Source organism: Desulfovibrio sp. 1188_IL3213 (assembly GCF_036763145.1).
Lineage (GTDB): Bacteria > Desulfobacterota > Desulfovibrionia > Desulfovibrionales > Desulfovibrionaceae > Desulfovibrio.
In genome coordinates, this window is sequence record NZ_JBAIYR010000526.1 from 1 (window position 1) to 1,398 (window position 1,398).

At 58.8% G+C, this 1,398-nt stretch carries 2 protein-coding genes; one reads left to right on the forward strand and one right to left on the reverse strand.

Going from position 1 to position 1,398, the window contains the following annotated elements; genetic code table 11:
* The coding region (locus tag V6C16_RS13290; RefSeq protein WP_333543441.1) for a PSP1 domain-containing protein at window positions 1-866 on the reverse strand (866 nt) is incomplete at its 3' end.
* A 295-nt stretch (window positions 867-1,161) separates the two neighbouring features.
* Here V6C16_RS13290 and V6C16_RS13295 point away from each other — a divergent pair.
* The coding region (locus V6C16_RS13295) for an HDIG domain-containing metalloprotein (RefSeq protein WP_333543442.1) at window positions 1,162-1,398 on the forward strand (237 nt) is incomplete at its 3' end.

Genomic DNA, 1,398 nt, shown 5'->3' on the forward strand with positions numbered 1-1,398 from the left:
TCCCCGGCAGACTGCTTGGGGGGCTGCTTGTTCTGCTGGCCCTGCGGGGCCGGCGGGGCTTCGGGCCGATGCGGCGAAAGCGCCTGCCATTCTTCCAACGTCAGTTCCAGCTCTTCATTGGCTTCGGTAAGCACAGCAAGGGAATTACGAAACATGTTGGCCCGCAGAACCTTCATGCCTCCCCTGTCGGTCTGGTACTTCTTGCCGAGGCGCGGGCAATTCCTGTGAAAATGGTCGTAATTTTCCTGCTCATAGGACAGGCAGCACAAAAGCCGCCCGCAAATGCCGGAAATTTTGGCTGGATTAAGAAAAAGATTCTGCTCCTTGGCCATCCTGATGGTCACGGGAGCAAATTTACGCAGATAACGGCGGCAGCAGCATACCATGCCGCAGTTTCCCACCGCGCCGACCATCTGCGTCTCATGACGCACACCGATCTGGCGCAATTCGATGCGGGCGCGGTATTCGCGCACGAGATCTTTGACAAGATCACGAAAGTCAATGCGCGACGGTGCGGTAAAATAAAAAATCAGCTTGCTGCGGTCGAAAAAAACTTCCACATCCACAAGCTTCATGTCCAGATTGCGCTGGCGTATGCACTGACGGCAGAATGCCTGGGCCTCGCGGCTCAACTGTTCATTGGCTTCGCCGCGCCGGACGTCTTCCGGGCTTGCCAGCCGCAGAATATGGGGTAAAGGTTCGCTTTCCTGTCCCGGCAAATGCCGCGCAGGGCCGGAAACCACCTGTGCCAGAGCGTAGCCCTGCTCGGCTTCGATAAGCACATGCACTCCCGGGCTGAGTCCCGGAGGGCCGCTATAATAGCTTGTCTGGCCCAACGCGCGAAAACGCAGGCCGTATATGGGCATAAAGGTCACGATACAAAACCTTGTGAGACGATTTCCGAAGAGTTTCTTTTCGGCCATAAAACGCCCGCTGTCAACACTGGGGCCTTTTCACAGCGACAAGTGCGGCATGGAGGCAACGGCCGCCACGTCGAGCCCATGCACGGGGCCTGTCCCGGCAGCCCCCCACAGAGAGCCGGAACCTTGAAGCGCCAGGGGCAGTAGCGAACGCCGTGCGCCTGACCAGCGAATGTACGCTGGCCGACTTGCCTTCGCCACTGCCCTGTTCTACATTGTAAAAGATATGGGAGACAATGCCATGATACAAAGAGACGAAGCACTGAAACTTCTGGCCGACCACAATACGCCGCCCTCTCTCATGCAGCATGCCCTGGCTGCCGAGGCGATCATGCGCGCTCTGGCTACCCGCCTGGGCGAAGATGCCAGCTTATGGAGCATCACGGGGCTTCTGCATGACCTGGACTATCCGGTTACGGCCGAAAACCCCGCACGCCACGGCCTGGACACGGCCGACATGCTGGCCGGCCACCTGCCC